The 23,016-nt window shown below is 69.2% G+C and carries 19 protein-coding genes; 3 read left to right on the forward strand and 16 right to left on the reverse strand.

Annotated features, from left to right (window positions below; all coding sequences use genetic code 11):
- Positions 1-11: 11 nt before the first annotated feature.
- The 4 genes from MRBLWH10_RS11760 to MRBLWH10_RS11775 all read right to left on the reverse strand — a co-directional run bounded on the left by MRBLWH10_RS11760 (position 12) and on the right by MRBLWH10_RS11775 (position 4,073).
- A complete protein-coding gene (locus tag MRBLWH10_RS11760) occupies positions 12-875 on the reverse strand; it encodes a ketose-bisphosphate aldolase (protein ID WP_341940009.1) in 864 nt (287 codons plus the stop codon).
- A 44-nt stretch (positions 876-919) separates the two neighbouring features.
- Positions 920-1,765, reverse strand: a complete 846-nt coding sequence (locus MRBLWH10_RS11765; protein ID WP_105672726.1) for a carbohydrate ABC transporter permease — start codon at positions 1,763-1,765, stop codon at positions 920-922.
- A gap of 2 nt (positions 1,766-1,767) precedes the next feature.
- Positions 1,768-2,691: a sugar ABC transporter permease gene (locus MRBLWH10_RS11770; protein ID WP_105672725.1), complete on the reverse strand. Its 924-nt coding sequence runs from the start codon at positions 2,689-2,691 to the stop codon at positions 1,768-1,770.
- 83 nt (positions 2,692-2,774) lie between these two features.
- A complete protein-coding gene (locus MRBLWH10_RS11775) occupies positions 2,775-4,073 on the reverse strand; it encodes a sugar ABC transporter substrate-binding protein (protein ID WP_105672724.1) in 1,299 nt (432 codons plus the stop codon).
- Positions 4,074-4,298: 225 nt separating this feature from the next.
- Here MRBLWH10_RS11775 and MRBLWH10_RS11780 point away from each other — a divergent pair, with 225 nt between their 5' ends.
- Both MRBLWH10_RS11780 and MRBLWH10_RS11785 read left to right on the forward strand, forming a co-directional pair.
- Positions 4,299-5,105: a DeoR/GlpR family DNA-binding transcription regulator gene (locus MRBLWH10_RS11780; RefSeq protein WP_341940010.1), complete on the forward strand. Its 807-nt coding sequence runs from the start codon at positions 4,299-4,301 to the stop codon at positions 5,103-5,105.
- 78 nt (positions 5,106-5,183) lie between these two features.
- On the forward strand, positions 5,184-5,813 hold the full coding sequence (locus tag MRBLWH10_RS11785; protein ID WP_341940011.1) for a glyoxalase: 630 nt from the start codon (positions 5,184-5,186) through the stop codon (positions 5,811-5,813).
- An 83-nt stretch (positions 5,814-5,896) separates the two neighbouring features.
- Here the strand turns inward: MRBLWH10_RS11785 and MRBLWH10_RS11790 are convergent, their stop codons facing one another.
- From MRBLWH10_RS11790 to MRBLWH10_RS11800, 3 genes are all read right to left on the reverse strand, one after another.
- On the reverse strand, positions 5,897-10,531 hold the full coding sequence (locus MRBLWH10_RS11790) for an ExeM/NucH family extracellular endonuclease (RefSeq protein WP_341940012.1): 4,635 nt from the start codon (positions 10,529-10,531) through the stop codon (positions 5,897-5,899).
- Positions 10,532-10,769: 238 nt separating this feature from the next.
- Positions 10,770-11,519 carry an SURF1 family cytochrome oxidase biogenesis protein gene (locus MRBLWH10_RS11795; RefSeq protein ID WP_341942592.1) on the reverse strand — a complete coding sequence of 250 codons (750 nt, stop codon included), beginning with the start codon at positions 11,517-11,519 and terminating at the stop codon, positions 10,770-10,772.
- 58 nt (positions 11,520-11,577) lie between these two features.
- Positions 11,578-12,699: a GuaB3 family IMP dehydrogenase-related protein gene (locus MRBLWH10_RS11800; RefSeq protein WP_105672720.1), complete on the reverse strand. Its 1,122-nt coding sequence runs from the start codon at positions 12,697-12,699 to the stop codon at positions 11,578-11,580.
- Between the two features lie 70 nt (positions 12,700-12,769).
- Between MRBLWH10_RS11800 and MRBLWH10_RS11805 the strand changes: the two genes are divergently transcribed.
- Complete coding sequence (locus MRBLWH10_RS11805) at positions 12,770-13,861, forward strand: FAD-dependent oxidoreductase (protein ID WP_341940013.1); 1,092 nt, start codon at positions 12,770-12,772, stop codon at positions 13,859-13,861.
- Between the two features lie 64 nt (positions 13,862-13,925).
- Here the strand turns inward: MRBLWH10_RS11805 and MRBLWH10_RS11810 are convergent, their stop codons facing one another.
- The 9 genes from MRBLWH10_RS11810 to MRBLWH10_RS11850 form a co-directional block, all read right to left on the reverse strand.
- The gene (locus MRBLWH10_RS11810) at positions 13,926-15,614 is read right to left on the reverse strand and encodes an ATP-binding cassette domain-containing protein (protein WP_341940014.1); all 1,689 of its coding nucleotides are present in this window, start codon (positions 15,612-15,614) and stop codon (positions 13,926-13,928) included.
- A gap of 137 nt (positions 15,615-15,751) precedes the next feature.
- Entirely contained in the window at positions 15,752-16,303 is a 552-nt protein-coding gene (locus MRBLWH10_RS11815; RefSeq protein WP_105672786.1) for an OsmC family protein, read from the reverse strand.
- Between the two features lie 98 nt (positions 16,304-16,401).
- Positions 16,402-18,171 (reverse strand): ATP-binding protein, encoded by a 1,770-nt coding sequence (locus tag MRBLWH10_RS11820; protein WP_341940015.1) that lies wholly within the window; start codon positions 18,169-18,171, stop codon positions 16,402-16,404.
- A complete protein-coding gene (locus MRBLWH10_RS11825) occupies positions 18,168-18,515 on the reverse strand; it encodes a response regulator (protein WP_341940016.1) in 348 nt (115 codons plus the stop codon). The genes MRBLWH10_RS11820 and MRBLWH10_RS11825 overlap by 4 nt, the downstream gene beginning before the upstream one ends.
- A complete protein-coding gene (locus tag MRBLWH10_RS11830; protein WP_341940017.1) occupies positions 18,512-18,655 on the reverse strand; it encodes a hypothetical protein in 144 nt (47 codons plus the stop codon). The genes MRBLWH10_RS11825 and MRBLWH10_RS11830 overlap by 4 nt, the downstream gene beginning before the upstream one ends.
- Complete coding sequence (locus MRBLWH10_RS11835; protein ID WP_341940018.1) at positions 18,652-20,142, reverse strand: glycosyltransferase; 1,491 nt, start codon at positions 20,140-20,142, stop codon at positions 18,652-18,654. Before MRBLWH10_RS11835 ends, MRBLWH10_RS11830 begins: the two co-directional genes overlap by 4 nt.
- Positions 20,139-20,852 carry a PHP domain-containing protein gene (locus MRBLWH10_RS11840; protein ID WP_341940019.1) on the reverse strand — a complete coding sequence of 238 codons (714 nt, stop codon included), beginning with the start codon at positions 20,850-20,852 and terminating at the stop codon, positions 20,139-20,141. The genes MRBLWH10_RS11835 and MRBLWH10_RS11840 overlap by 4 nt, the downstream gene beginning before the upstream one ends.
- Complete coding sequence (locus tag MRBLWH10_RS11845) at positions 20,849-21,835, reverse strand: ATP-grasp domain-containing protein (RefSeq protein WP_341940020.1); 987 nt, start codon at positions 21,833-21,835, stop codon at positions 20,849-20,851. Before MRBLWH10_RS11845 ends, MRBLWH10_RS11840 begins: the two co-directional genes overlap by 4 nt.
- Position 21,836: 1 nt before the next feature.
- Positions 21,837-22,883 carry a response regulator gene (locus tag MRBLWH10_RS11850; protein WP_341940021.1) on the reverse strand — a complete coding sequence of 349 codons (1,047 nt, stop codon included), beginning with the start codon at positions 22,881-22,883 and terminating at the stop codon, positions 21,837-21,839.
- Between the last annotated feature and the right edge of the window lie 133 nt (positions 22,884-23,016).

The raw sequence follows: 23,016 nt of genomic DNA on the forward strand, positions 1-23,016 counted from the left end.
CGTCCTGCCGCTCAGTACAGCGGAGCCTTGCCGTCGGCCCCGAACAGCTCGATCTTCTCCGCCGCGGTGACCTTCATCGCCGCGATCGGCTCGGGCTGGATCGCGTTCGGCTCCCGAAGGCGCTCGTCCGTCCCCAGGATCTCGCGCATGCGGTTGTGGTACGACACCTTGATGTCGCTGGAGATGTTGATCTTGTTGACCCCCAGCTCGACGGCACGGCGCAGCTCAGCGTCGGGGTTCGAGGACCCGCCGTGCAGCACGAGAGGGATGCCGACGGCGGCCTTGATCTCCTCCAGCAGGTCGTGGCGCAGCTCCGGGTTCTTGGCGGCGGGGTAGAGACCGTGCGACGTCCCGATCGCGATCGCGAGGCTGTCGACGCCGGTCTCCTCCACGAACCTCACGGCATCCGCGGGGTTGGTGTAGATGATCTCCGCGGCACCCGACTCGCCGTAGCTGTCGTTGGCGCCGATCGTGCCGAGCTCGCCCTCCACCTGGATGCCCACGGCGTGCGCCGCCTCGACGACCTTGCGGGTGAGTGCCACGTTCTCATCGAAAGGCTGCAGCGACGCGTCGATCATGACCGAGGTGAAGCCGGAGCGGATGGCGGTGATGATCTGCTCGTAGGTGCCGCCGTGGTCCCAGTGGATCGCGACCGGCACGCTGGAGCGGTGCGCCCGCGCGTGCATGGCCGCGATGAGGTCGGTCGTGATGTGGGAGACCTCGTCGGGGTGGATCGCGATGATGACGGGGGCCTCCTTCTCCTCGCTGACGTCCATGATGCCGGTGAACATCGCCCAATCGCTGATGTTGAAGGCGGGGATGGCGAAGTTGTTGGCGTTCGCGACGTCGAGGATGGACTTGCCGGTGTAGAGCACTTGATTCTCCTGTTTCGTGGTGGCGGGTGGCAGCGGCGGAAAAGTCAGCTCTTCACGGACCCGGCCGTGAGCCCGCTGATGAAGTACCGCTGGAAGAAGAGGAAGAGGATGAGGACGGGGATCGAGCCGAGCACGCTCATCGCCATGATCTGGTTCCACTCGTACGAGTGCTGTCCCATGAGGAGCTGGATGCCGATGGGGACGGTGCGCATGTCGATCGACTTGGTCAGCGTCAGGGCGAAGAGGTACTCGTTCCACGCGATCATGAACGTGTAGATCCCGATGGAGACGATCCCGGGCACGGAGATGGGGACGAGCACCCGCCACAGGGCCGTCATCGAACCGGCTCCGTCGACCCTGACCGCCTCGTCGAGCTCGCGGGGAAGGGTGTTGAAGTAGCCGGTCATCATGATGATCGCGTAGGGCAGGGTGAACACCATGTACGTGAGGATGAGCCCCGGGTAGGAGTTGTAGAGGCCGAGGGCGACCATGAGCCCGAAGTACGGGATCAGCAGCGTGATCGGCGGAACGGCCTGGACGCTGACGATCACCACGTTCAGGATGCGCTTGCCCCGGAAGTCGAATCGGCTGAACGCGTAGGCGGCCTGGATGGCGACGACGAGGGTCAGGATCGTGACGGCGCCCGCGACGATGTAGCTGTTGAGGAAGAACCTCATCGTCTCGGGGTTCGTGAAGATCGCGATGTACGCGTCGAACGAGAACGTGTCCGTGATCAGCCGGGGCGGCAGCTCGAAGATCTGCGTGTTCGACTTGAACGAGCTCGACAGCATCCACAGCACGGGGCCGGCGGCGAAGACCGCGCCCAGCAGCAGACCGAGAGTGACCGCGATCTTCGCGACCGTGCGTCGGCGGGTGGCGGTGAGAGCCATGATCAGTCCCTCGCTTTCTGATGACGGACGTAGAACACGGCGAGCACCATCGACATCAGCAGGACCAGCACGGCGGAGGTCGCCGCACTCGAGAAGTCGTACTTCGCGAAGGCGAGCTTGTAGGTGAAGGTGCTCAGCACCTCGGTGACGTCGATCGGACCGCCGCCGGTCGTCATCCAGATGAGGGCGAACTGCTGCGACGTCCAGATGAGGTCGAGCAGCACGAGGCTGACGATGATCGGCCGCAGCTGCGGGATCGTGACGTTCCAGAAGCGCTGCACGGCGCCGGCCCCGTCGACCGTGGCCGCCTCGTTCAGCTCGGTCGGGATGCCCTGGAGACCCGCGAGCAGGCTCACCATGAAGAACGGGTACCCCGCCCAGATGTTGATGAAGATGATGGTGCCGAGGGCGAGCTGCGGGGAGGCCAACCACTCGATGTCGGTGTTGAGCAGGAAGTTGATCACGCCGTTCGGGGCGAGGAGCATGCGCCACAGCACCGCGATGACGGCGACCGTGAAGAGCCACGGGAGGATGTAGAGGGCCCGGAAGACCGCCCGCGACACCCGGCCCAGCAGCGGGCTGTTCAGCATCATCGCGAAGGCGAGGCCGAGCACGAGGTGGGCGACGACGCTCGCCACCGTGAACAGGACGGTGTTGCCCGTCGCCTTCCAGAACCGGGGGTCGGAGAGGATCCCCGTGTAGTTCTCGAGGCCGACGAACTCCGGCGACTTGTTCAGGATGACGTTGTCCTGGAAGGAGTACCCGATCACCATGACGATCGGCACGATCATCAGCACGAAGAGCAGGATGATCGTCGGCGAGAGGAAGACGTAGGACTCGGAGGTCTTGCGCAGCTGCCGACGTCGACGCGACAGCGGGGCTCCGGTGACGATCACCTCGGTGTCGTCGGTTGTTCTCAGGCTCATGGGAACCGGTGCTCCTTGGTTGGTCGGGTGCCGCATCGCATCCTGTGCGATGCGGCACCCCGTTCAGAGGGGATGCGGGAGGGTCAGAACTCCGCTTCCCAGGCCTGCTGGGCCTTCTTGAGCGCGTCCGGAATCGACTGCTGCCCGTCGAAGGCGGACTGCAGCTGCTCTCCGAGCTGGCGCATGAGCTCCTCCGCCACGGGGAGTCCGGTGAACTCGTTCGCCGGGTAACCCGCCTGGTAGATGTCGAACGCCGTCTTGAAGAGCTCGTCGTCGTTCACGAAGTCCGGGACGGACTTCGAGTTGCCGGGGAACGCCTTGGCCATCGTCGACAGCTCGGAGTTCGTCTTCTCGCTCATCAGGAACGACACCAGCTTGAACGCCGCTTCCTTGTGCTCGGAGTTCTCTGCGACGCCGATGCCCCAGGAGGCGTAGGGGATGCCGCGCTCGCCGTCGTATCCGTCCTCGGCGGGCAGCGCCGAGATCGAGAACTTCAGATCGGGGTTGGTCTCCCTGATCAGGTTGATGTGCGCGAGCGAGTCGATCATCATGCCGACGCGGCCGTTCGTGAACTCCTCGACCTTGTCCTGCTCCTTCATCGTGAAGGAGCCCGATGCGATCACCCCGTCGTCCCAGAGGCCGCCGATGTACTCGACCGCCGACGTAACGTCGTCGTTGGTGAGATCGGGCTTGCCGTCCTTCAGCATCGATCCGCCGGAGGCCCACACCCAGGACATGACGTCGTTCTGCACGCCGTTCGGCGCCTCGAGCGAGAGCGGGAGCACCCAGCCGGAGACGTCGCCGCCCAGTGCCGAGACCTTCGCGGCCGCGTCGGCGAACTCGCTGCGCGTCGCCGGCGGTGCGTCGACGCCCGCCTGGGCGAGCAGGGTGTCGTTGGTGAACATCGGGTAGACGAAGTTCACCACCGGGATCATGTAGGTGCTGCCGTCGACCTGGATCTGGCTGGCGAGCTCGCTGTCGTCGTAGTCGTACTCCTTCATGAGCGCCGTGAGGTCGGCGATGACCCCCTGCGACGCGAAGTCGTTGACCCAGGCGCCGTCGAGACCGACGACGTCCGGCATGGTGCCGGATGCCGCACCGGCGAACAGCTGCTCCTTCGTGGAGGCGTACGGGCCGCTGACGAGCTTGACGGTGATGCCGGGGTTCTCGTCCTCGAACTTGTCGATCAGCGCACGGAACTCGCCGTCGGGGAGTTCGGGCTCCCACCACTGGGCGAACTCGATCGTGACGTCTCCGCCTGCATCGCCGCCCGATCCGCTGTCGCCGGCGGAGCAGCCGGCTACGGCGAGAACGGTCAGGGTCGCGGTCACCGCACTGGCGAGCGTCAGAGCACGTCGCCGCCCTCGTCCCACTGTCATCATCACTTCTCCTCTTCGAGATCGTGCCGCATCACGCGCCTCAATGCTTGTTCATGCGGTTTTAAGCAATGTTATGCCGAGATATGCGGCCAGGTCAAGAGATTCTCTGCACGATTTCGCGTACAGCCCTGCCGACGCGCGGCCTCGAGGGCGCATGCGCGCATCCCCTTCTTGCTGTTTTCTGCCGCAACATGCGGGAAAAAGCGCACCGTGTGCTAAGAAGACTGCATGGAAGCATCCGGAACCGGCCGCAGACGCCGCCTCCCCGCAGGTCGAAAGGCCGATCTCGCCGCGTACGTCGAGCAGACGGGTCAGGTCACCGTCGCCGACCTCGCCGAGCACTTCGACGTCTCGATCGACACCATCCGCCGGGATCTCGATCAGCTCGACCGGGAGGGCGTGCTGATCCGTACGCACGGCGGCGCGGTGAGCGCCGCCGAGGGGCAACTGAAGGATCGCGCACTCGACGTGCGGCTCCAGATGCAGACGGAGGAGAAGGAGAAGATCGCGCGCGTCGCCGCGGGCCTCATCGACGACGGCGCCGTCGTCATGATCAACGCGGGCACGACGACGCTCGCGCTGGCTCGAGCCCTCCGCAATCACAAGGACCTGACCATCGCGACGAACAATCTCCGCATCCCCGCGGAGATCTCCCCCTCGGCCTTCCGCGACCTCTACGTCTTCGGCGGGGCGGTCAGAGCGATCACCCAGGCGACCACCGGCCCGGTGACGTTCACCATGACCCCCGGGGGCCCCGAGGTCGACATCCGGTGCGACCTGGCTCTCATCGCGGTGGGCGCCGTGGACGAGGCGGGCTACTCGACATCGAACCTGGGCGATGCCGCCATGATGTCGGAGATGATCCAACGGGCGGAGCGGACGGCGATCCTCGCCGACACCTCGAAGCTGGGCCGTCGGCTGTTCGCCCAGGTGGCGCCCCTCGATCGTGCGGACTACCTCGTCACGGACGCGCGCCCGGAGACCGGCATGGCGGAGGCACTCGCCCAGGCCGAGGTCGACGTCCTCACCCCGTGATCGTCGCCGCACGCCCCTCCACCGATCCGGTCAGGAATCGAGAAGCACGCGGAATGCCGCGTCCGTAGCGTCGAGGGCATGAACAGCGCAATCGAATCCCTCACCCTCGACGTCTCCGACGTCACCACCGCTCAGGCCTTCTACGACGCGGCCTTCGGGCTCGGCGACAGGCTGCGATTCCGTGCAGCGGATGCCGAGAGCTCCGGCTTCCGCGGCTACACCCTCTCGCTCGTGGTCGCCCAGCCCGCGAACGTGCACGCGCTCGTCGACGCCGCCGTCGCTGCGGGGGCCACGGTCGTCAAGCCCGTATCGAAGTCCCTCTGGGGCGTCGGCGGCACCGTGCAGGCTCCGGACGGTGCGATCTGGAAGATCGCCACGTCGGCGAAGAAGGACACCGCTCCCCCGAGCCGCGCCGTCGACGAGATCATCCTCTTGCTCGGCGCCGCGGACGTCCTCGCCTCGAAGACGTTCTACACGGAGCGCGGCATCCGCGTCGCGAAGAGCTTCGGTCGCAGCTACGTGCAGTTCGAGACGGGGACGAGCCCCATCGGGCTCGGACTCTACCGGCACGCGTCGCTCGCGAAGGACGCGGGGGTCGCGGCATCCGGTTCCGGCTCGCACCGGCTTAGCATCAACGGCGTGCTCGGAGCAGCCGTCGACCCCGACGGCTTCGTCTGGGCCCCCGTCGAGGCCGGTGCGAGCCTCTGACCTGCGGGCATCCCGTCCCCGCTACAGACGACGGAGGCCGCCGGAATCACTCCCGGCGGCCTCCGCGTTGTTGTCCCTGAAGGTCAGAACCAGCCCTTGATGATGTCCCAGAGCCAGTCGAGGATCGCACCGATGATGCCGCCGATGCCACCCGCCTTGTTCACGGTGACCGTTGCGGTCGCCTTGTCGCCGTCGGCCTGAGCCACCGCCACGGTGTACTTGCCCGCAGGCACGCTCTTCGGCACGACGACCGACGTGCTGAACGTCCCGTCCGCGCGGACCTGGACCGTGCCGAGTGTGAGCGGCTGACCCTTCTTCGGCTGCAGCTGAACCGTCACGGTCTCCCCGGCCTGGTAGCCCTTTCCGGTGATCGTGAGCTTCTTGCCCGCGGTGACCTTCGAGGAGTCCAGGGCGATGGTGCCCGCGAACACGGGCTGACCCGCGATCGTGAACGGCACCTGCGCCGTGGTTCCGGTGCCCGCGACCGAGACCGTGAGCGACGTCGCGCCGTACACACCGGACGGAACCGTGAACGTGAGCGCCGCGCGGCCGACCTCGTCGAAGGTGTCGACGATGGCCGGGTCGATCGCGCCCGTCGCGAGCACGGTGTCGCCGAGCTTCAGCGTCACCTCGCCCGGCGCCTGCTCGCCTGCGCTGAACGCCAGCGAGGAGAGCGACACGGTGACCTGGTCGCCGGCGCTGTAGCCGTCGGCATCCGGGGCGCTGACCGCGACGCCGACCGCACGCTGCGCGAGGTCGGGGGTCGCCGTCTTGTTCGCGTCGAACCAGTCGACCATGGACTGCAGGTCGATCTTGCCGGTGTCGCGCTTGCCCGTGCCGAGCTTGAACGAGGTGAAGTTGTCTCCGCCCGCCGCAAGGAACGAGTTCGCCGCCACCGTGTAGTTCGCCGCGGGGTCGACCGGTGCGCCGTTCAGCGTCATCGTCGTGATCCGCGAGCCCTGGGCCGCCGTGGGGTCGTACGTGTACGACAGCTCCTTGGAGACGCCGAGCTTGAGGAACGGACGCGCCGAGCCGGCCGGCTGCCACTGCTCCTCGAGCACGCTCTTCAGCTGGGCGCCCGTGAGCGTCAACGTGACCAGCGTGTTGGCGAACGGCTGGACCGTCGCCGCCTCGCGGTAGGTGACGTTGCCGTTCGGGTCGCTCGCCCCGCTCGACGCGTAGGTGAGGTTCGCGCGGATGCCACCCGGGTTCATCAGCGCCAGGTCGGCGCCGGTGGACCACTTCTGCACGTCGGCGACGAAGTTGCCGATGGTGGACTCGCCACCGCGGTTCTCCGTCTTGCCGTCGCTCTGGCGAGCGCGGTTGAGGTCGCCCGTGATGTCGCCGACCTTGACGGCGCCGAGGATGTCGGCCTCCGCCTTGGCCTTCGCGACGATGTCGGCCACCTCCGGCACTGCCGGGTAGAGCGGCTTGCCGCCCGCGGTGAGGGGCTTGATCTGGTTGGTGATCGAGATCAGGTCCTTCGTCTTCGGGTCGACCTTGATGTTCATCAGGCCGAGGTTCTCGCCGTACTGACCGGCCGAGACGACCGGACGTCCGTCGATGACGTGGTTGTAGGCGAGGTGCGTGTGCGCCGAGACGATGGCGTCCACGTCCTTGTCCACCCCGTAGACGATCTCCCCGAGCGGCGAGTCCGGCGTGATGCTGGACACGTCGACCGTGGCTGCGCCCTCGTGCACGAGGAGGATGACGACATCCGCCTCGCCGTTGGACTCGTCGCCGTCGCGCAGGTCGTCGGCCACGGCGTTCACCGAGTCGACGATGCTGCGGACCTCGAGGTCCTTGATGCCGTCGGGGGACACGAGCGAGTCGAGGTCCTCCGTCACGGCGCCCACGAAGCCGACGCGCACGCCGTCGAGCTCCTTGACCCAGGCCGGGGCGAGCGCAGGCTGCCCGGTCTCGGTGAGGAACACGTTCGAGGAGATGTACTCCCAGTTCGCGCGCTCCTGCACGCGGTCGCGCAGGTCGGCCCAGCCCTGATCGAACTCGTGGTTGCCCGCGGCGCTCACGTCGAGTCCTGCGGCGTTGAGCGCGTCGATGGTGGGGTTGTCGTCGTTGATGAACGAGGTGAACGTCGAGGCGCCGATCAGGTCGCCGGCTCCGGCGAAGATCGTGTTCGGATTCTCCGCGCGGAACTGCTTGACGGCGCCCGCGAGGACCGCGGCTCCGGCAGCGGCCCCGTCGGCCTCGATCCGACCGTGGAAGTCGTTGACCGTGACGACGTCGATGCTCACCGGCGGGGTCGTGGCCGAGACGCCGACGATGATCGGGTCGTGGTCGCTGGAGCGGTAGGGCGTGCCCGACTCGGTGGCGCCGAACGCGTAGCCGCGGTCGCTCCACTCGGGCGAGTTGATGCTCCAGACGCCGGCTCCGGTGATCGACGAGGCGAGCGACGGCGAGGCGATGACGTGGTCGAGCGAGCCGACCTCCCCGTCGAAGCTGTACGTGTGCTCGTCCGCCGCCTTCTCACGCGCGACGTCGCTCCAGCCCGCATCCGTGAAGACCCGGATCGGGTCCTCCTTCGCGTAGGCGTTGAAGTCGCCGATGAGCAGCATGTCGGCGCTGCCCGTGGTCTGCTCGATCTTCTGCGTGAACGCGAGGATCGACTTCGCCTGGGCGACGCGGTCGGCGTTGAAGAAGCCCTGCTCGTCGGCCGGCACCGGGGTGCCGTCCTTGGGGTCGGACTTCGACTTCAGGTGGTTCGCGACGACCGTGACCACACGGCCGTCGACGTCGAACGCCTGGGCGATCGGCTCGCGGGCGTTGCCCCAGACGGTCTCATCCGTGACGGTCATGCTGTCGCCCACCGGGGAGACGGCGCCCTTCTTGTAGATGATCGCGCTGGTGATGTAGTCGGTCGTCGCCGCGTTGTTCAGCGCCGCCGGGGTGTGCACGTAGGCCCAGACATCGCTGCCCGCGGCCTCGTTGAGACCCGCGACCAGATCGGCGAGGGCCGAGTCCAGCGTGCCGCCGAGCTTGACCGAGTTCTCGATCTCCATGAGCGAGACGATCTCGGCGTCGAGGCCGTTGATGGCCGCCACGATCTTCGACTTCTGGATCGCGAACTCCGCAGCGGTCGCCGCTCCTCGCGCGTTCGAGTTCTGGCTCTTCAGCGTCGTGAAGTAGTTGTAGACGTTGAACGACGCGACCTGCACGTCGCCGCCGACGACCGGAGCCTTAGCGGGGCGCGGGTTCGTGGCGGTGAAGCCCACCTTGAGGTCGGCCGACGACGTGCTGTCGATCGGCACCACCGGCTGCAGACGCCAGTCGTCGAAGCTCCACTGCAGCACGTAGCCGTTGTCGCCGAAGTCGACGGTGTCGCCGTTGCGGACGACCGCGTCCTTGGTGAAGTACGGCTGGTCGTTCGGGTGGCCGTTGTTCGTGACCTGGATCGACCATCCGTCATCGAGGAGGATGCGGTTCGCACGGTTGGCGGCGGTGATCGCCGCTGCATCCGGGCCGGGAAGAGCGGCCTCGGTGCTCTTCTGGGCGAGTCCGCCACCCACGTTCAGCCACAGCGCGCCGTAGTTGTACAGCTGGTGGCTGGACGCGACGCGGTAGGTGCCGGTCGGAGCGACGTACATGCTCTCGAACTGCTCGCGTGCGGCGCCGACCGCCGTGTCGGGCAGCGGAGTCGCGGCGGGGACGCCGACGCCCGCCTGCACCACCGAGATCGCGGAGGCGGTCGCGGGGTTCACCTGCGTCTGGCCGAAGTACTCGCTCACGGGGCCCGTGACCGAGACGAGGTCGCCGATCGCGAGGGTCGGGGTGAGCGCGTTCAGGAACACGAAGACGCCGTCGGATGCTCCGGGCGTCGCGTCGTTCGCGCCGCCAGAGCCCTGCGTCTGGATCGTGACGCCCTTGTAGCCGCCCGTGCGGTAGTCGGCGGTGACGACGCCCTCGACCGTGACGGTCTTGCCGTTCAGCGGCGAGACGTCGGTCGTGCCCTGGACCTCGGTGATGGTGGCCTTGGTGGGCTGCGTGCCGGGGTCGGTGCCCGGATCGGTGCCGCCGGAGCCCTGCGGCGTGACCGACGCCGAGAGGGTGAAGTCGACGCTGTTGTTGTCGGTGTCCGTGCCGCCGGTGCGGTTCAGCGACTTCACGTCGGTGTTCCCGGCCGGCGGGGTCGCCGCCGCGGTCTCGAAGGTGTTCGAGGTTCCGTAGCCGAGGACGTCGATGACGCCGGCGGCGCCCGCGGTCGAACCGGGGGCGAGGTTCACCGCGGCGGTGCCGTCGACGAGTGCGATCGTGCCGGAGGAGCCGCTCGGGTTGAGGGTGCTGACGGCATCCGCCTTGGGGAGCGCCGCGCCGTTCGCGCCGTTGCTGCCTCCCTGCACGAGGTAGTAGCCGCCGGCCGGGATCGTGCCGGTGAGGGCGGCGACGCCGGAGAAGGCGGCCGTGCCGGTCGCCGAGCGGTACTGCAGCGACTTGCCGTCGAGCGTGATCGGCGCGGAGGTCGGGTTGTAGAGCTCGACGAACTTGTTGGTGAAGGCCGCGCCGGCGCTGCCACCGGAGAGGTAGGCCTCGTTGATCACCACCCCTGTTCCGTCGGTGCTGGCGAAGGCGGGCGTCGCGACCAGGGAGCCGAGGCTCAGGGCGGCGATGCAGGTCGCAGCGAGAGCGCCGATGCGCCCCCGCTTCCGGTGCGCAGACGAAGCGAGGCCCTCTCGGGCGCCGTCGTCGGGGGCGAAGTTCATTCGGCAGGTCTCCTCGGCGTTGCGGATCTCGTATGCGGAGGACTCTTGTGGAGCCTCCGATCGTGCTCGCCGGTCTCCCAGCCAACACATATGTGTGGGAGCTTACGGACGGGCCCGGACATCCTCAACGCTGTTTGCCGATTCGTCATGCATTGCTCATCCGATCGACAAAACCGTTCGGAGAGAGCCCACAATCATCGCGCAGATGCGCGCGAGCGGGTGCGCGGATGCGCGGAGTTCACGCGGATGCCGCGTCTTCGAACTCCTCGACCTCTCGCTCCCAGGCGTCTTTCGCGAGGCGGTACCAGAGGTAGAACGCGAAGCCTGCGAAGATCGCCCACTCGACCGCGTAGAAGATGTTCAGCCAGTTCACCGAGGAGCCCTCCTCCGGCGCCGGCGACGAGATGTCGACCAGTCCGTCGACGGCCGAGATCGACGCGAGGTACGGGCGGTACACGCTCAGCTGGTCCACGTCGTGCCAGCGGCTCAGCAGCGCGGCCGGGGACATGCGGTCCAGCCTGTCCGGTTCGTCGCGGGGCGGGACGACCGGCCCTTCATCGGAGATGATGCGTCCGGTCACCGAGACCTCGGAGCCGTCGGCATCCGCTTCCAGATCCGCGACGGCGGCATCGGCCGACTCCCGATCCGGCGCCCAGCCGATCGCGACGGCGATCGACATGCGCTCGGCGACGCGCAGCTGACCGGTCACCCAGTAGCCCTGCGCACCGTCGTTGAAGCGGGTCGACACGACGATGAAGTCCCCGGGGATCCAGTGCCCCGTCGTCTTCACGCGCTGCCCCACGAGAGGTTCGTTCAGATACTCCCCCGGCTCCACGACATCCGTGAGCGGACGGACCTGCTCGGTGGCCCCTGGGGCCTGCGGCGACGTGTCGATCGCACGCCCGAGCTGCCACTGCCCGAGCCAGGCGAACACGCCGGCGACGACGAGGCAGAGCAGCAGCATGCCGATCCAGCGTCCCCGGAGCATCACCTCACGCAGGGTGGGCGGGAACAGCGCAGGGGTGGTCACGGTGAAGCGCGGGCCCTCAGGCCTCGTAGGGCGCCAGGACGACCTCGACCCGCTGGAACTCCTTGAGATCGGAGTATCCGGTGGTCGCCATCGACTTGCGGAGCGCCCCGATGAGGTTCGCCGTGCCGTCCGCCACCGGGGCGGGACCGTACAGGACCTCTTCGAGCGTGCCGATGCCGCCGACCTCGACGCGACGGCCGCGCGGGAGCTTCGGGTGGTGCGCCTCAGGGCCCCAGTGGAACCCGCGGCCGGGAGCATCGGTGGCACGGGCCAGCGCGACGCCGAGCATGACCGCGTCAGCACCCATGGCGAGAGCCTTGACGATGTCGCCCGACGTGCCGACACCGCCGTCGGCGATCACGTGCACGTAGCGCCCGCCCGACTCGTCGAGGTAGTCGCGGCGGGCCGCGGCCACGTCGGACACGGCCGTCGCCATCGGGGCGTGGATGCCGAGGGTCGCGCGCGTCGTCGACGCCGCTCCTCCGCCGAACCCGACGAGGACGCCGGCGGCTCCGGTGCGCATGAGGTGCAGTGCCGCTGTGTAGGTCGCGGCGCCGCCGACGATCACGGGGACGTCGAGGTCGTAGATGAACTTCTTGAGGTTGAGCGGCTGGTCGACGCTCGACACGTGCTCCGCCGACACCGTGGTGCCGCGGATCACGAACAGATCGACGCCGGCGGCGGCGACCGTGTCGTAGAACTCCTGGGTGCGCTGCGGCGTGAGGGAGCCTGCGACGGTGACGCCCGCGTCGCGGATCTCCGCAAGTCGGCGCGTGATGAGCTCGGGCTTGATCGGCTCGGAGTACAGCTCCTGCATCCGCGTCGTCGCGCTCTCGTCGCTCAGACCCGCGATCTCCGCGAGAAGGGGCTCCGGGTCCTCGTAGCGGGTCCAGACCCCTTCGAGGTCGAGCACGCCGAGGCCGCCCAGCTGACCGAGCATGATCGCGGTCTTCGGGCTCACGACCGAGTCCATCGGCGCGCCGAGCACCGGGATCTCGAAGCCGAAGGCGTCGATGGTCCATGCGGTGGACACGTCTTCGGGGTTGCGGGTGCGCCGCGAGGGCACCACCGCGATGTCGTCGAACGTGTACGCGCGTCGCGCGCGCTTTCCTCGGCCGAGATCGATCTCTGTGGTCACCAGACCAGACTACCCGGCACGCGGAGGCATCGACGGCTGGGAGACTGGAGCCGACCCTCAGGGAGGACGCATGAAGACGGATGCCGTGCAGATCGCGGTCGTGGGCGGCGGCGTGATGGGGCTGGCGACGGCGTGGGAACTCGCGCGCCGGGGCCTCAGACCCGTGGTGCTCGAGCGCTTCGCCCGCGGACACCACGAGGGGGCCTCCCACGGAGCCACCCGCAACTTCAACAACGCCTACGACGACGAGCACTACCTCGACCTCCTCGTGCGCGCCCGCGAGGGGTGGGACGCGCTCGGCGCCGTCGACGGCGAACCGCTGCTGCGCCTCCACGGCCTGGTGACCCACGGCCTCCTCGACCTCGACCCGATCGCCCGCCGCCTCGGCGAGCGCGGCATCCACGCCGTGATGCTGTCCGCCGCCGAGGCGACCCGCCGCTGGCCCGGCATGCGCTTCGCCGACGACGTGCTGTACTCGCGCGACGCCGGCGTCGCCAGGGCGTCGGCCGCGCTGGTCGAGCTGGAGCGCCGCATCGTCGCCGAGGGCGGAGAAGTGCGGTGGGAGACGCCGGTGCTCCGCATCGACGACACGGATGCCGGGGTGCGGCTGACGCTGCCCTCGGGCACGCTGGACGCCGAGGTCGCCGTGGTCACGGTCGGCGCATGGACATCGCGGATGCTGCCGTCACTCGACCTGCCGCGGCTGACGGTCACGGAGGAGTCCCCCGCGCACTTCGCGCCGACCGGCGACGCCGCGTGGCCCTCGTTCAACCATTACGCGGACCCCGAGCGCCACCCGGCGACGGTGTACGGCATGCCGACGCCCGGTGAGGGCGTGAAGGTCGGTTTCCATCGCGTCGGCGACGTGGTCGACCCCGACGCGCGACCGCACCGCCCCGCCCATGCGGAGGCCCTCGCCGAGTACGTGCGGGAGTGGATGCCCGGCCTCGACCCGGCATCCGCCGCTCCGATCAGCTGCACCTATACCTCGACCGACGACTCGGCGTTCGTGCTCGACCGACGAGGGCGGATCGTCGTCGGCGCCGGATTCTCCGGACACGGCTTCAAGTTCGCCCCGGGCGTCGGGGCCGTGCTCGCCGACCTCGCCCTCGACCCGTCGGCGCGCGCAGCATCCCCGTTCCGCCTGCCCGACGGTCGGTGAGGGGTCGAGCAACGTCGAGTGCGTGCGGTCGGATGCCGCACTTCTCGACCCCTCACTGCGCCCGTCAGCGCGCTCGCAGGACCCGCTTCTCGTCCCAGACCGGCGCGTCGGCCTCATAGACCTCGCCGTCGGAGCCGAACACAAGGAAACGGTCGAACGAGCGGGCGAACCAGCGGTCGTGGGTCACCGCGAGCACCGTGCCCTCGAACCGCGCGAGAGCATCCTCGAGCGCCTCAGCGGACTCGAGGTCGAGGTTGTCCGTCGGCTCGTCGAGCAGCAGCAGGGTGGCCCCGGAGAGCTCCAGGAGCAGCACCTGGAAGCGCGCCTGCTGACCGCCCGACAGCGACTCGAAGGTCTGCTGTGCCTGCCGCACGAGGCCGTACCGGTCGAGCGCCGAGCTCGCGGCATCCCTCGGCATCCCCGATCTGCGCTCGTCTCCGCGGTGCAGGATCTCCAGCAGGGTGCGTCCGACGAACTCCGGATGCGCGTGCGTCTGCGCGAACAGCCCTGGGACGACGCGCGCGCCGAGCACAGCCTGCCCGGAGTGGGCGACCTCGCTCAGCTGCTCCCCCGTCGACGTCACATGGCCGAGCGTGGGGTCGGGGTCGGTGCCCCCTCGGGCCAGCAGCCTCAGGAAGTGCGACTTGCCCGAGCCGTTCGAGCCCAGCACCGCGACCCTGTCGCCGTACCAGACCTCCGCGTCGAAGGGGCGCATGAGGCCGGTGAGCTCGAGGCCGGTCGCCACGACCGCGCGCTTGCCCGTCCGTGATCCCCGCAGCCGCATGTCGAAGTCCTGCGCCGGCGGGCGCTCCTCGGGAGGCCCTGCTTCCTCGAACTTGCGGAGTCTGGTCTGCGCCGCCTGGTATCTCGACGCGAAGCCGTCGTTCGCGGACGCCTTCACCTTGAGGTTCGCGACCAGGATCCGCAGCTTCTCGTGCTGCTCGTCCCACCGCCTGCGCAGCTCGTCGAGCCGGTCCATGCGGTCGCTCCGCGCCTGGTGGTAGGTCGCGAAGCCGCCTCCGTGCACCCACGCCGTCGCACCGGCGCCGCCCGGTTCGAGCGTGATGAGGCGATCGGCCGCCCGTGCCAGCAGCTCGCGGTCGTGCGACACGAGGAGCACCGTCTTGGGCGTCTGCCGCAGTTGCTCCTCGAGCCAGCGCTTGGCCGGCACGTCGAGGTAGTTGTCCGGCTCGTCGAGGAGCAGCACCTCGTCCGGCCCCCTGAGCAGGGCCTCGAGGGCGAGCCGCTTCTGCTCTCCGCCGGAGAGCGTCGTGAGCTCGCGGTACCGCGCCCGCTCGAAGGGCACGCCGAGCGCCGCGACGGTGCACTGGTCCCACACCGTCTCGTGCTCGTAGCCGCCGGCATCCGCGTACTCGGAGATCGCGGTCGCATACGCCATCTGCGTGTCGTTCTCGTCGCGTTCGATGAGCGCGTTCTCGGCGACCTCGAGCGCTTCGGCCGCCGCGCGGATGCGCCGAGGCGCCACGCGCACCAGCAGCTCGTGCACCGTCTGCCCCGGCTCGCCGTGGCCGACGAACTGGTCCATCACGCCGAGCCCGCCGTCGATCGTCACGACGCCGTCATCCGCCGCCTGATCACCGCGGATGATCCGCAGCATCGTCGTCTTGCCTGCGCCGTTCGGTCCGATCAGCGCGCTCGTCGAGCCTGATCCGACCCTGAATGTCGCTTCATCGAGAAGCGGTCTGCCGTCTGGGAGCGTCAATGAGACGCCGGAGACATCGATATACCCCACCGTGCGTGGCCGTCCTTCCGCCCGCATGGCGAGCCGACCAGGCTATCAGGACTCGGGGCGCACGGCGAACCGTCGCGGACGGCGGGTGTGGTGCGGGCGCACCCGCCATCCACGACGGCTCGGTTCCGCGGCGACGATCAGACGAGCGCGCCCGAGGTCGGCACCGGGTTCGCGAACAGGTCGAGCACGGGGCAGTGCGCGTCGACGACCCGGCGCAGCTCCTCGTACTGCTCGGCCGTGTCGGGACCCGTGATGTCGACCCGCACGCGCACGTCGTGGAACCCCGCACGACCGGACTCGTCGATGCCGAACAGCTTGCGCACGTCGAGGTCGCCCTCGGCCGTGATCTCGATCTCGTCGATCGTGAGCCCGAGCGCCTGGGCGTACAGACGGAAGACGACGACCTGACAGGAGACGAGCGCGCCCAGGGCGTACTCGACCGGGCTCGCCGCCGCGTCGTCTCCGGCGAGGGCACCCGGCTCGTCGACGAGGAAGCGGTGCTTCCCCGCGCGGATCTCGGTCGCCACGGATCCGATGCCGCGACCTGTGACCTTGTAGGTGAGAGCGGCCGCGCCCGCATCGGCGGCGATGCGCTCGTTCCACGCGGTGCCCGCGGAGGTGAGACGCTGAGCGCGCTCCTCGGCGGTGACGTCGGCGATGATCGAGAGCTGTTCCTGGAGAAGAGTCATGCGGCGAAGGTACCCGCGCGCCGTGCGGCGCCGCACGGTCGGCGTCACCCGCGGTCACCCGCCGTCACGGCGCGACACACGGGGGCGCCGCCGGCGCCTCAGCCCAGGCGCAGCGCCTCGGTGCGGGGCGCGAGCGGCAGGGTGATGCGGAACTCCGTGCCGACCCCCTCCTGGCTGCTGACGTCCATCGATCCGCCGTGCGCGAGCACGATGGCACGCGTGATCGTGAGCCCGAGCCCGACGCCCGGTACCGCGTTCCTCGTCGCGCTGGACGCGCGGAAGAAGCGGGTGAAGAGCATGCCCTGCTCGTCCTCGGGGATGCCGATGCCGGTGTCGGCGACCGAGAGCCGGATCACGCCGTCCCCTCGCTCGACCCGCGCCGTCACCCTGCCGCCGCGCGGGGTGAACTTGATCGCGTTGGAGAGCAGGTTGTCGAGCGCCTGCCCGACGCGGCCGGCGTCGGCGTCGAGCCGGAAGGAGTCCACGGGGATCTCCGCGGCGAGCTCGATGCCCTCGCGCTGCGCGTGCGGCCGCGCCGAGGCCACGGCGGAGACGACGAGGGCGCCGATGTCGGCATCCGCCTTCTCCAGAGGGAACCGGCCCGACTCCACCTGCGCGGTGAAGAGGAGGTCTCCGACGAGGTTCAGCAGCCGTTTCGCATTGCGCTCGATCACCGCGACGAACTCGGTCTGGTCGGCGGTCAGCGGCTGCCCCGGGTCGTTCTGCAGCAGATCGAGGAAACCGATGATCGCGCTGAGAGGGGTGCGCAGCTCATGCGAGATCATCCCCACGAACTCGTCCTTCATGCGGGCGACCTCGACGGCCTTCGTCTCGTCGGTGATGACGAGCAGATACCCTCGTCGCACGCCGGAGCCGTCGCGGTGCGCCGTGACCGTCAGGCGGGCGGGGACCGACGAGCCTCCGGCGGTCCTGACGTCGAGGTCGGCCTCGACGAACTGGTCGGTGTCGGCCGCTGCGAAGAGGCGCCGCAGCCCCTCGGGGAGCTCGGGGGCGTGATCTGCCGGAGCCGTGGCCGGACAGTCCTCGAACGTCGAGAGCGCGGAGGCGGGGAAGAAGTGGTCGACCCGGACGTCGGCCAGCGCCTCCGCGGTTGTCAGCCCGAGCAGGCGCACGGCTCCCGGGTTCCACTCGACGATCTTCCCGTCGAGGTCCGTCGCGATGACGGCCTGGGCGGTGATCGACTGCCACAGGCTCTGAAAGGAGTCGAGCAGTGTGCGGTACTGGGCTTCGCTCGCACGGAGCTGCTCGACCATGGCGAGGTTCTCGGCGAGGGCTTCGGTGCGCTCGGCCACCAGACGCTCGGCCTGCGCGATGCGCAGCCGCTGCTGCCGCGACAGCTCGTTGACGAGGGCGCCGACGGCCGCGAAGACGAGGGGCCCGATCACGCCGCGCAGCCACGACACCGTGTCGGGCGGTGGCGAGGTCAGGTACGGCATGAGCAGGGCGATCGAGGTGAAGATCGCCACGATGAACACGTGGCGGATGCCGGGGGCCGCCGCGATCCAGACGACCGGGAGGAGCACGAACGACGAGAACAGGGAGCCCGACCCGCCCGTGCCCGTTCTCAGCAGGCCGATCCCGAGGATGTCGACGATCGGGATGAGAAGCACGACCCAGCCCTCGTGCACATGCCGGATGCTGAGGACGACGGCGAGAGCGGTCGTTGCCATCACGACCGCGACGCCCGCGACTGCGGCGGCGGCGCTGGTGATGGGGAAGCTCGGGATCGTGACCATGAGCACGGCCGCAACGAGGACCGCGATCGTCGTCGGCGCCTGCTTGACGAGCGGCGAGGGGTCGTCGAAGAACCGGCGCCACCCCTTCTCCGTCGTCGTCAGCTCGCTCACCGTCCGATCCTTCCGACGAGCTCGCGGAGATCAGCGCCGATGATCGGCTTCGGGAGCGCGGCATCCGCCGGCGGGTAGTCCGCCGCGTCCAGGACCGAGCTGATCACGAGGAAGCACTCGGGGAAGCGCCGCTGCACGAGACGCGCGCACTCCTGACCGGAGATGCCGGGGAGAAGCAGGTCGAGGACGGCGATGACGGGTTCGATCTCGTCGAACGCGGCGATGGCGGTCTCGGCGTCCTTGGCCACGAAGACCTCGAACCCCTCGCGCTCCAGGTGCCGGCGCAGCAGCGCCGCCTGATCCTCGCTGTCCTCCACGACGAGCGCCAGACGTCGCGTGCTCATCGGAGGAACAGCTCTCTGACGATCACGATGACGACGACGATGCCCAGTGCGATCAGCGCCTGCGGCACCAGCATCCGCTCCTTCTGCGCGTCGCGCGCGATCTCCTCGCGCTCGTCGCGCTCGTTCGGCATCCCGGTCATGAGTCGACCCGCCCGATCTTCTCGGTCTTGATCCAGGTGGCGTCGGCCCGGCGCCACTCCTTGAGATAGGAATCCACGGTGACCGCGCACAGAAGCGATCCGTACCCGCAGATGTACACGAGCAGCCCGGCGAGGAACCGGCCGCCGGGCAGCGGCTCCACCGCGCGGGCGAGCCAGATGCCGAGCATCGAGATCGGCCCCCAGAGGAAGAAGACCACCGCCCAGGCGAAGCGGGTCTGCTCGGTGAGCGACCCGCCGAGCGCGCGGACCAGCGCATCGAACGCCCAGGGGAACAGCGCGATCAGCATGAGCAGGAGCGCCCCGAGCCCCGGGAACATGATCGCCTCCCGCCAGGCGTGCCGTGATGTCTTCGGGTCGAGCTGCACCGAGAAGAGGATCGAGAACAGGTAGATGCACGCCGCCGCGATCCACATGAAGCGGAACACGAACTCGGCGATGTCGCTGTGCAGGATCAGGAGCACCAGGAGGGCCGCGGCCGCGAGGAGCATGAACGCGGGGAGCAGCAGGATCGTGAACCAAGCCAGCCCGAAGGAGAAGCTGCCGAGCGCGTGCTCCTTGCTCGGCCGGAACCACAGCGAGCGGTAGATCGATGTGAGCTGCACGTTGCCGCGGGCCCAGCGCAGGCGCTGCTTCCAGAGGGCGTCGATAGAGCGCGGCTCCTCGGCGAGCACCCGAGCATGCGGCTCGAACACCGCACGACGGCCCTTGAGCTGCCCCTCGAAGGTGGTCATGGTGTCCTCGGCGAGGGTGCCAGCGGGGATCCGCCCGCCGATGGCCTCGAGGTTGGCCCTGGAGTGCAGCTGCGCGCCGCCCGCGAGGCAGGCCATCGCGCCCAGCACGTTCTGCGTCCGCCGGGCGGAGAGCTGCCCGATGATGTACTCGACCGCGATGAACCGCGTGAGGTAGTTGCGGTCGCGGCTGCCCTCGGCGATGTAGGCGGTCACCGCGCCGACCTTCTCGTCGGCGAGGTGCCGGGTGAGCTTGCGCAGCGAATCCCTCGCGAAGATCACGTCGGCGTCCATGATGAGCACCGCTTCGGTCCACTCGTCGGCGAGCACGACGTCGAGACCGTGGTTCAGGGTGTGGGCCTTGCCCTCTCCCCCGACCTGACGGCGCAGATGGACGACGCGTCCGGGGTGAGCGGCGGCCTTGGCGGCCACGACCTCCGGGGTGTCGTCGTCGGAGGCGTCGTCGACGACGAACACCCGCAGGCGCTCGGCCGGGTACTCCAGCTGCAGCAGGCGCTCGATCGCGGGGCCGATGACCCTGCCCTCGTTCCACGCGGGGATCACGACCGCCACGTTCGGGTGGAAGGGCGCGGCCTTCCCGTAGTGGTTCGTGAACGCGTGCAGAGGCAGCGAGAGGAACTGCAGTCCGGTGTTGATGACGGGCAGGGTGCCGACGAGGACGCAGAGGAGGAGCAGGATCACGACGGCGGTCTGCAGCCAGGTCAGGTCGGCGGTCACTCCCCCGCCTCCTCTTCCAGCAGACGACGCACCCGCTCGTAGCGCCCGACGGTCGCCGCCTCATGGCTGTCGGTGGAGGCCACGAGCCTCGCCCCCGCCGCACGGAGGGCACGCAGGGTCCTCGGTTCGGGGCATCCCCACTTCTCGTTGACCTCCACGAGCGTGTCCGTCCGCGCGGCGGTCTCGGCCCATGCCGCGAGGGCCTCCTCGTCGAGGTCCTGCTCGGAGAGGCCGATCTTGGGCAGCAGGGAGAAGCAGTGGGCGAGCTGGTTGCCGGGGTGCCGCTCCATTGCCGCGATGAACGACGAGGTGAACTGGTCGAGCACGTCGCGGGTCGCCCATCCGCCGGAGATCCGCTCGCGCACCTCGCTCGGGCTCAGCGGCCCGTCGGCGCCGGGGTACTGATGGTCGGCGATGAGGATGCGGTCGACGCCGGTCGGGAGAACGGGGATGTCGAGGCGCCCGGACGCGTCGAGCACCTTCGCCTCCACGCCGGTGAGCACGGTGAGCCCCTCAGGCACGCGGAGCGCCGTGATCGCGGAGAGGTACTCGGGAACCCAGGTGGTGTCGCGGCGGACGTGGTCGACGAGGCGGAGGGTCGTGAGCCCCGCGGACACGGCCGCGGCGACGTTCTCCTCCGGAGTGGAGACCGCGTCATCCGAGAACGTCGAATGGACGTGATGGTCTCCCCGGAGCAGGGCGTCGCTCACAGCTCCTCCTGGTGCCCCGCGTGATCGGAGACCAGCACCTCGTCGATCTCCACGATGACGTCCTCGAGGAATCTCACGAACGCGACCTCGCGGAACGGCACGCTCGCCGGCAGCTCGCGGCCGAGGAACAGATCGACGACGAGCGACGGGATGTCGACGCCCGCGGCGATCGTCAGCGGCAGCGCTCCGGGGAACCTCGGGTTGACCTCGAGCAGCATGGCGCGCCCGTCGCGGCCTCGGCGCAGCTGCACGTTGGCGACGCCGACGAGTCCGATCGCCTTCGCGATCGCCGACGCGGTCTCCTCCAGCTCCGGGTCGTGCACCGTGCGGCCGGCGATCGCGACCCCGGAGTCGACGCGGGCCCTGGTGCGCGGCACCGCGGCCACGACCTGCCCCGCGGCATCCGCGATCACGTCGACGGAGTACTCCTCCCCGGGGAGGAAGTCCTGCACGATGAGCCCCTCGTCGACGGGGAGCGCATCGAGCGCCGCCCGGTCGGGGACGAGCCGGATGCCACGGCTGCCCGCACCCTGGCGGGGCTTCGCGAAGACGGGGAACTCCCAGTCCAGGGCCTGCGCCGCGGGGCCTGCGAGCACGGTCCGGGGAGCGCGCCCCGTGTCTGCGCACCTCTCGGCGAGCAGCAGCTTGTCGAGGGAGACTTCGAGGGTGTCGGTGGACGGCGCCGCCAGGACGGCGGGGGCCAGCTCCTCGCGGCGCTCGGAGAGGGCGATGAGCTCGACGTCCACGGTCGACACGACCACGTCGATCGCGTCGTCCTCGACCAGTCGCGCGAGGGCGGGCACGAACTCCTCCGCCCTGCCGGGGGGCACCAGTCGCCGCTGCTCGGCGGGGACGAGGTAGAGCCCTGCGGCCCACCCGTCCATGTCGGCCGCGAAGACGGTCAGCTCCGGGCGCTTCAGGAGCGAGCGGATCACCACCACTCCCGCCGGCCCTCCGGCTCCCGTCACGAGTACACGGGGCATGTCAGCCTTCCTGTCGCACGAATTCGTGGGCGCCCACGAAGGCCGCCGTCTCCCGGACGATCTCCAGCGGCTCGACCGCCAGTCCGCCGCCGAACCGCGACCAGTACCGCGCCGTCGCGCGGACGAAGTCCGGTGCGAGGTAGTCGCGGTTCGCCGTCTGCGAGTCGAAGCACTCCAGCAGACGCAGCTTCTGCTCCACGTAGCCGTCGATGCGGACGAACCGCGTCGGACGGAAGTCGATCGTCGATGAGGGGCTCTGGTAGCAGGCGACGGTCCCCACGGCACGGGTCGCGACGGCGGTCGCCTCGTTCACCGCGCGGTGGTCCTGGTGCCGGTCGTGCGGCGAGTGGGTGTACACGATGGTGGGCTGGATCTCCTGGACCACCTCTTCGATGAGGCGCACCGTCGACCCTCCGCCCGACATCTCGGTGTCGACGAGGTCGTGCAGGAAGAGCCGTGCGCCGAGGATGTCCGCCGATGCCAGCGACTCCCGCTGGCGGCTGTCGGCATCCCCTCCCCGTGCTCCGCGCGAGAGCGTGAGGATCGTGATCTCATCTCCGGCCGCGGCGTGCGCGGCGAGGAGTCCTCCGATGCCGATCTCGACGTCGTCGGGGTGCGCGCCGACGGCGAGCACGACCTCCCTGCGCCGCTCGGCCTCACGCCGACGACGGCCTTCGACGGCCAGACGCTGGACCGACTCGACGAGGCGGACGTTGTCGAGAGGCTTGGTGAGGAACTCGTCGGCCTGCGCGCGGAGCGCCGAGACCGCGTACTCGACGGACACGTGCGCGGTCATCACCAGCACGGGGATCGCGGGAGCGGAGCGGCGCAGTTCCGCGAGGAGCTCCAGTCCGTTGAGTCCGGGCATCTCGATGTCGGTCACGACCACGTCGGGGCGTATCGTCGCGATGCGTTCGACGGCCTCGCGACCGTCGGCGGCGAGGTCGACGATGCAGCCGGCTCGTCGTTCGAGCACGGTCTTGACGAGCAGCGCGACGTCGGGGTCGTCATCGACGACGAGGACGCGAGTGGGGGTCTCGGTTGTCATTCAGCTCTCCTTGGGGAGATTCCCTGCCGTGGGGAACGGCGCTGCATCCTGGTGCCTTCATCACCGTGACGCGGGAAAGGGCGAGCGGGGTATGACGATTCTGGCATACAGGCATATGGGAGGATGCTCGGCG

The organism is Microbacterium sp. LWH10-1.2 (assembly GCF_038397765.1).
Classification (GTDB): domain Bacteria; phylum Actinomycetota; class Actinomycetes; order Actinomycetales; family Microbacteriaceae; genus Microbacterium; species Microbacterium natoriense.